Origin of the sequence: Corallococcus sp. bb12-1, from assembly GCF_026626765.1 — a bacterium.
Taxonomy (GTDB): Bacteria; Myxococcota; Myxococcia; order Myxococcales; family Myxococcaceae; genus Corallococcus; species Corallococcus terminator.
The window spans coordinates 266,397-273,117 of record NZ_JAPNJZ010000021.1; the positions used below are offsets into that span (position 1 = coordinate 266,397).

The window sequence follows — 6,721 nt, forward strand, 5'->3', positions numbered from 1 at the left end:
GGAGGCTCCGGACGGTCGAGCCTAATCTCCTGACGAGAAGATGAACGGGTAGGAGACGGGGACGTCGTCACTTGGTGTGAAAGGGAACTTCCAGCCCCGGATGGTGGTGATGATGCAACTGCTGACGCCCTCGGAGCGCAGGGTGCTTTCGTCCACCTCGATGTTGTCCGCGCGACCGTTGGGCTTGAGGTTGAAGCGGACCATCACCCGACCCTTGAGGGTGGGGTCGCGCTTGAGCTCCTTCTCGTAGCAGCGCTGGATGGACGCCTTCATGCTTTGGATGAAGCGCGCCATGGCCTTCGGGTTGACCTCGGCGCTGTCCACCTCCGCCGCCGCGTCCGCCACCTGGGGCACCTTGATGGCCTGCTTGCTGCCGGTGTCCACCTTGCCCGCACCCTGGGTGACCTGGGCGCCGATGGCCGCGGCCTTGCCGCCGGTGTCGCCCTGGGGGTTGGCCAGGCCATTGCCGCCCGAGCCGACCGTGAGCGCGCCGCCGGCCTGCGCGCCGGAGAGCGCCTCCGCCACGTTGGTGCCGCCCATGCTAGCGCCGAGCACGTTCTCCAGGGCTCCGCCTTCGCCCTTGCTGCCAAGAATCTTGAGCAGGCCCGTGCCGGACACCTTCGCGGCCAGTTGCTGGCGCTGCTCCGCGGCGCTGGTGGGCGTGGACGGGGTGGCAGCGGCGGCGGTCTTCTTCGGCGGGGCCTTGGTCTCATCCGGCTTCTTGTCCGGGGCGGCGCCGGTGTCCTTGGGCGCTTCCTTCACGGGGGCCTGCGGCGGGATGAAGGCGCGCACGAAGCGGTCCTCCAACTGCTCCAGTTCGACCTCCGCCTCCACCGGCTTGGGCCGGGTGACGATGAACGCGACGCTGATGACGTAGAGCACCAGCATCGCCGCGAGGATGAGGAAGAAGAGCTGGTCCAGCGTTCTCCACGAGCTGGACTTCAGCTCCGGCGGGAGCGTGGGCTTCGAGCCTTCCGGGGGCGCGGGGACGAAGTGGAAGAAGAGCGTGGCGTCGGTGAGCTCCACCTTGCCGCGGGCGCTCTCCTGCAGGGGCAAGTCGAAGGTGTCGTCCTCGCGGCGGGTGGCCAGTCCCTGGGTGCGCAGCGCGTCGAAGTCCACGTCGGACGAGCCCAGGTTGACGCGGCCCTGCATGTGCTCGTCGATGATGAGGTGGAACTGGTTGGCGCGGTTCTCCAACACCTTGAAGCGCCCGGGGCGCTCCTGCGTTGCGGGCAGGACGATGGTGTTGCGGGCGTCATCGCCGATGGTGACGGAGTCGTGGAGGACGTGATGCTCCTCGACGATGCGGCCATCCTGGATGACGCCGACGCGCAGCAGCTTGTGGGCGGTTTGAAGGGCCATGGAGCTAGAAGGGGTCCTGATCCACGCTCTGGACCACCTTGGGCACGAAGCTCTCGGTGCGGTTCAGGTCGTCGAAGCTCGGTTTGGAGCGGTCGAGAAAGTAGAAGGCTTCCGGTTTCTGGATGCGGCCTTCAACGGTGATGGCGTCCAGGTGGATGGCCTTGGGCGCCTTCTTCGTCGTGGCGGCTTGCGCGCTGCCCTCGGACTTCGGGGCGGACGCGGGATCCTCCGCCCGGGACGGACCGGCGGCGACGAGCAGCAGGAGGAGGAGGGCGGGGCGCATGGGCGGGTCTACCGGACTTCGGAGGGCACCTTAGCCGAGGGAGCGGGCTGGGCGGCAGGGGGCCCCGGGGGCGGGGTGGGCGCGGGGGCCTCGGGGGGCTTCGCGGGAGCCTCCGGGGGCTTCGCGGCGGCTTCGGCGGCCTTGCGCAGCCCTTCCTTGCGCTCGCGTTCGCGGCGGCGCGTCTCCCGGTCGATGCCCTTGTTCGCGTCCTTCACGTACTGGGCGGTGCGCTCGTCCGAGCCGCCCCGGGCCTGGTACTGGGCCAGGTAGGACACGGCCTTCTGGAGTCGCTCCAGCGTGTCCATGCCGGCGGGCTCCAGGTCCAGGTGGAGGATGGCCAGGTTGAAGTACGGGTCCTTGCTGTCGGGCTGGAGCTGGAGCACGCGCTCGTACTCGGCCAGGGCCCGGGCGAAGTCGCCTTCACCCCGCAGGGCGTTGCCCAGGTTGAGGTGGGCGGAGGCGAAGTCCGGCGCGGCGCGCACGGCGACCTCCAGCTCCACGCGGGCGGCGGGGTAGTCCTCGCCCTCGTTGAGCAGGGTGCCCAGGTTGTTGCGCGCCTCGGCGAAGTCCGGACGCAGGGCGATGGCCTGACGGAAGCGCTCCAGCGCCAGCGGGCGCTCCTTGAGGCCCAGGTGCACGAGCCCCAGCGCGTTGAGCGTGGCCGCGTCCTGTGCGTCGATGGCGAGCGCGTTGCCCAGCACCATGGCCGCCAGCTCGTACTTGCCCTCGCGGGCGTACACCTGCGCGAGCACCTGCATGGCGGGCACGTACTGCTCGTCCGTCTGGAGCGCGCGGCGGGCCTCGGCGACGGCGGGCGCGTGCTTCTTCTGCAGCATGAGCGACAGCGCGAGCGCCGTGCGCCGGGCCACCGCGTCCTGCTTCGTCAGCGACTCGCGCAGCTCCGCTTCCAGGGACGCCGCGCGGCCGGTGCGCGCGGCCAGCCGCACGAGGCAGTCCCAGGCGGACTCCAGGGAGGGGTCCAACGTCAGGGCCTGCCGGTAGGAGCGCTCCGCGTCAGGAAGGCGGCCCTGTCGCTCCTGCACGATGCCCAGGTTCGTCCATGCGGGCGCGAGCTTGGGCGACTTCTCCAGCAGGGCCTTGAGCGCGGTCTCCGCCATGCTCAGCTCGCCCCGCCGGGCGATCTCCACCGCGCGCGTGAAGTCCTTCTCCTGTCCGGAGAGCGACCGGGGCGCCGGCGCCGCCTCCGCCTGGAGCTTCTGCTCGGGCGCCGTTTCGGGGGCGGGCTTCTCGGCGGTGCTCGTGCTCGCGAGCGGGTCCGTCGTGGGGCCGGTGGGCGTGGGCGCGGTGCGCGTCTCGGGGCCGGAGGCGCAGGCGGACAGCCAGAGCGCGAGGCCGGTGAGCGCGAAGCGTCTGGCGTGGATCATCGCGCGCCTTCTTCCGTCAGCCGGGGGGCCTGGACCGAGTCGATGGGCGCGGGCGCCACGGGTGGGGTGAGGCTGCCCACGAGGCCCTCCGGGTACACGGTCTCCAGCGCGATGGCGCCCTTGGCTTCCTTGAGGACCGGGTACTCCTTGGGACGGAAGCGGTTGAGCGCTTCGAGCGTGCGGCGGGTCCACTCGTTGGAGACGCGGTGCTTGCGCGCCTCCTTGAGCGTCTCCGCGTAGCTCTGCACCGCGCGATCCTCCAGCTCCACGGTGCGGTCGGTGAGCATGCCCTGGTACGCCGCCACGCCTTCATCTCCCAGGCGCTTCACCTCGGGCGGCACCGGGGCCTCCAGCAGCGTGTTGCCGAAGCGCTCCAGCGCGTACCCCTGCCGGTAGAACGCGGCCAGGGACCATTCGAGCTGCTTGTACGGGAGCACCTTCGTGTACGCCTCGTTCACCGACTTCAACGACTCCGTCTTCTTCGTGAAGCTCTTCTCCAACGCCTTTCCCGAACCGGAGAGCTTCATCGCGTCGAACCGCTGGAACACGGCCTCCGCCAACTGGAAACGGCTGTAGGCGGCGGCCTCGGCGGCGAGCAGCTGCGTGTCGGGCTTCAGGCGTCGTCGGTCGAACTCGTCGGCCGCGGCGGCGTACGCGCGCTGGGCCTCCTTCGCGTTGCCCTGCTTCGCCCACGCATTGCCCATGCGCCGCTTCGCGTCCACCACCAGCTCCACCTGTTCCGGCTTGCTCGCGAACTTGCGGACGAACGCCTCCAGCGCCTTGATTTCGCCCTTCGTGTCGCCCTGCTTCTCCAGGATGCGGGCCGCTTTGTACTGGTTCTGTGGCGCGTTCTTGCTGTTGGGGAAGAGCTCCACGCAGCGCTGGAAGGCGGCCGCGGCCTCCGCGTAGCGCTGCTGGCCGTCGAGCAGGGCCGCTGCGTTGAAGAGCGCCGCCTCGCGCTCCTCCGCCGCCGGGTAGTCCTTCACCAGCTTCTGGTAGCTGGTGACGGCCTTGTCGAAGTCGTAGGACTTGTGCGCGTTGATGGCCACGCGGAACAGCGCGGTGTGCGCCCACGGCGACTTCGGATAGTCGCGGTACACGCGCTCGTAGAGCTTCATCGCCGAGTCGAACCGGCGCAGCTCCTCGTAGGACACGGCCGCGTTGTTGAGCGCCTTGTCGGCGAACTCGTGGCGGGGGGCCTCGTCCACCAACTGGAGGTACTTCTTCGCCGCCTCCTCGTAGCGCTTCTGCGCCGCCAGCTGTTCAGCCAGGTTGAAGCGGCCGGCGAGCTTGAAGCGCATCAGCTCGCGGTGCTGGTCGCTGTTCGGCTCCACCACCTGCGCGTTGCTCGCGAGCCGCGCGCTGACCTCCTCCACGCTCTTCCAATCCTGGTCGACGAGGAAGGACTCGATGATGAGGTTGGTGGCGTAGCCGGCCACCGCGTGCTTCGGGTACGCCTGGACCACGCGCTCGAAGCGCGGCCGGGCCTGGGCGAAGTCGTCGTGCGTGTAGAACAGCTCCGCGGCCTGGTAGGCGATGGCCGGCGCGGCCTCCTCCTTCGGCAGCAGGGTGACGTAGGCGTCGGACGCCTTCACCAGCCGCGCCTCCGTCTCCGCCAGGGCCACGGGCGCGTGCGCGCTGTCCTTCGGACGCTCGGAGGAGCGCAGCGGCTTGCGCTCCGGCACGCGGCCCTCCTTCACGTCCCGGTCGAGCTGGGCCTTCCACGCGAGCACCGCGTTGTGCGCGGACACGTGGCGGTAGGTGTCGTCCTGGTTGGAGTCGCGCACCAGCTCGTACGAACGCGCCGCCGCGTCGAACTGGTCCGAATTGAAGAGGCTCTCCGCGTAGAAGAAGCGCATCGCGTACGCGTTCTTGCTGCGCGGGAAGCGCTCCAGGTACGTGCCGTACGCGCGAGCGGCGGCGGCGTAGGTGGCCTGGGCCTGCTCCGTCTTGCCGTCCTTCTGGAACACCTGCGCCTGCTGGTGCTGGTAGGAGGCGGCGGAGAACAGGCTCTGTTCGGCGAGCGTCTGCGCGTTGGACAGCGCGTTCGGGTCGTTCTTGTTCTTCTCGAACCACGCGCCGCCGGGCAGGTAGTTGTTGGCCAGCTTCTCGGATTCGAGGGCGTACAGGTCCATGCGCCGGTCGCGCTCGTAGGCCTGGACGATGCGCTGCTGGAGGCGCGGCGCGTCCGCGGTCAGCGGCTCCGTGGTCAGCACCTGCTGGTACGCGGCGATGGCGTCCGCGTTGCGCAGCTGATCGAAGTAGACGTTGCCCAGGCGGCGGTACACCTCCGCCTCGTAGGGGCGTCCACCGCGCTTCGCGAAGAGCTCCCGGGCCCGCGCCATGCCGCCCCAGGACTCGTCGGCCAGCGACAGCGCGATGTACTGGAGCGCCTCCGAGCGCAGGTCGCCCTCGTCCTTCTTGTCACCGGATTGCTGGTGCGACTGGTAGTGGTCCAAGAGCAGCAGGAAGCTGTCCACGGACTCCTCGAACCAGTCCATCCGGTAGTACGTCCAGGCGAGCTTGTAGCGGGCCTTGTCGTAGAACCGGTGCCCGGTGTCGCGCGTGGCAGCGGTGTAGGCGTCGGCGGCCTTGCGCAGCGCCGCGGGGTCCGTGTCGTCGTCGAACCAATACTCGCCAATGCGCGTCCACGCGTCGGTGGCGAAGCGGCTGGTCGGGTAGCGCGTGGTGAGCTGCTGGTAGGTGGCGAGGCTCTCCTCGTCCTTGTGCTGTTCGGAGAGGCAGTAGGCCAGCAGGTACAGGGAGCCGTCGTTGAGCTTGTAGTCCGGGAACTGCGCGAGCAGCTTGCGGTACAGCCCGATGGACGGCGTGAAGTCCACCTCCGGCTCCGGCGGCAGGTCCGCCACCGCTTCGTCCGACAGCGTCCGCACGCGGTCCGTGTAGTCCTTGCGCGCGAGCTGGTGCTCGTCCGCGGAGCGCTCGTAGTACAGCTCCGCCAGTCGAAACATCACGTCCGGCGTGGCGCGCGGCTCGTTCGGGTAGCGGCGGAGGAAGTCCTCGAACCGGGAGATGGCATCCAGCCGGTTGGTGCGCTCCTGCGACTCCAGCGTGGTGAGCGACTTCTCGTAGGAGTTGGAGAGCGCGGCGCGCTTCTGGTTGTAGCGGCGCTCCACCAACTGCTTCACCTCCCGGTGGAAGTCGCGCGACTCCGCTTCGTAGGCCTCCAGCGCGCGGCTCACCTCGCCCAGCAGCTTCTCCTGTTCGGGCGTGTGGCCCAGGCCGTCCAGGTAGCGGGGCGCGGGCGCGGCGACGGGGGCAGGCAGCGGGGTGTTCTTCTTCGGCGCTTCGGCGGGAGCCTGCGGTGCGGCCTTGGCCTTCGGCGTCCGGGCCTTCGCCTTCGCGGGCGCGGCGTGGACGGGCATGGGGGCCATGGGGGCCAGGGTCAGCAGGAGGGCGAGGAGGGGGCGGCGCATGGCGCTTCAGTCCCCCCCTTCGGTCGACAGGACGTCCCGGAACTCGGCGTCGAGCGCGCGCAGGGCGTCGCTCTTCTCCTTGGCGATCTTCTGGATGGTGGCCGCGTTGTCCTGCGTGCGGCTGAAGGCCACGTCCACGGTGCCGGTGTCGGCCTTGAGCACCAGCTCGTAGAACTGCTGACGCACGCGGCGGAAGCTCTCGTAGGCGATGCGGCCCACCAGGTTGCGCGCGTCCCCGGAGGCCGTGGACACCTCCT

The 6,721-nt window shown here is 69.7% G+C and carries 4 protein-coding genes and 1 pseudogene; all 5 read right to left on the reverse strand.

Annotation, left to right across the window (positions count from 1 at the left end):
- Positions 1–21: 21 nt before the first annotated feature.
- On the reverse strand, positions 22–1,362 hold the full coding sequence (locus tag OV208_RS27110) for an AgmX/PglI C-terminal domain-containing protein (protein ID WP_267576812.1): 1,341 nt from the start codon (positions 1,360–1,362) through the stop codon (positions 22–24).
- 4 nt (positions 1,363–1,366) lie between these two features.
- Positions 1,367–1,645 (reverse strand): hypothetical protein, encoded by a 279-nt coding sequence (locus OV208_RS27115; RefSeq protein WP_267576814.1) that lies wholly within the window; start codon positions 1,643–1,645, stop codon positions 1,367–1,369.
- Positions 1,646–1,653: 8 nt separating this feature from the next.
- Positions 1,654–3,030 carry a tetratricopeptide repeat protein gene (locus tag OV208_RS27120; RefSeq protein WP_267576815.1) on the reverse strand — a complete coding sequence of 459 codons (1,377 nt, stop codon included), beginning with the start codon at positions 3,028–3,030 and terminating at the stop codon, positions 1,654–1,656.
- A complete protein-coding gene (locus OV208_RS27125; protein WP_267576816.1) occupies positions 3,027–6,464 on the reverse strand; it encodes a tetratricopeptide repeat protein in 3,438 nt (1,145 codons plus the stop codon). The genes OV208_RS27120 and OV208_RS27125 overlap by 4 nt, the downstream gene beginning before the upstream one ends.
- A gap of 6 nt (positions 6,465–6,470) precedes the next feature.
- Positions 6,471–6,721 (reverse strand): annotated as a pseudogene (locus OV208_RS27130) (hypothetical protein); the annotation flags it as partial.

Coding starts and splice junctions, on each gene's coding strand:
- OV208_RS27120 (WP_267576815.1), bottom strand. CDS start 3,030: ATGATCCACGCCAGACGCTTCGCGCTCACCGGCCTCGCGCTCTGGCTG.
- OV208_RS27125 (WP_267576816.1), bottom strand. CDS start 6,464: ATGCGCCGCCCCCTCCTCGCCCTCCTGCTGACCCTGGCCCCCATGGCC.
- OV208_RS27110 (WP_267576812.1), bottom strand. CDS start 1,362: ATGGCCCTTCAAACCGCCCACAAGCTGCTGCGCGTCGGCGTCATCCAG.
- OV208_RS27115 (WP_267576814.1), bottom strand. CDS start 1,645: ATGCGCCCCGCCCTCCTCCTCCTGCTGCTCGTCGCCGCCGGTCCGTCC.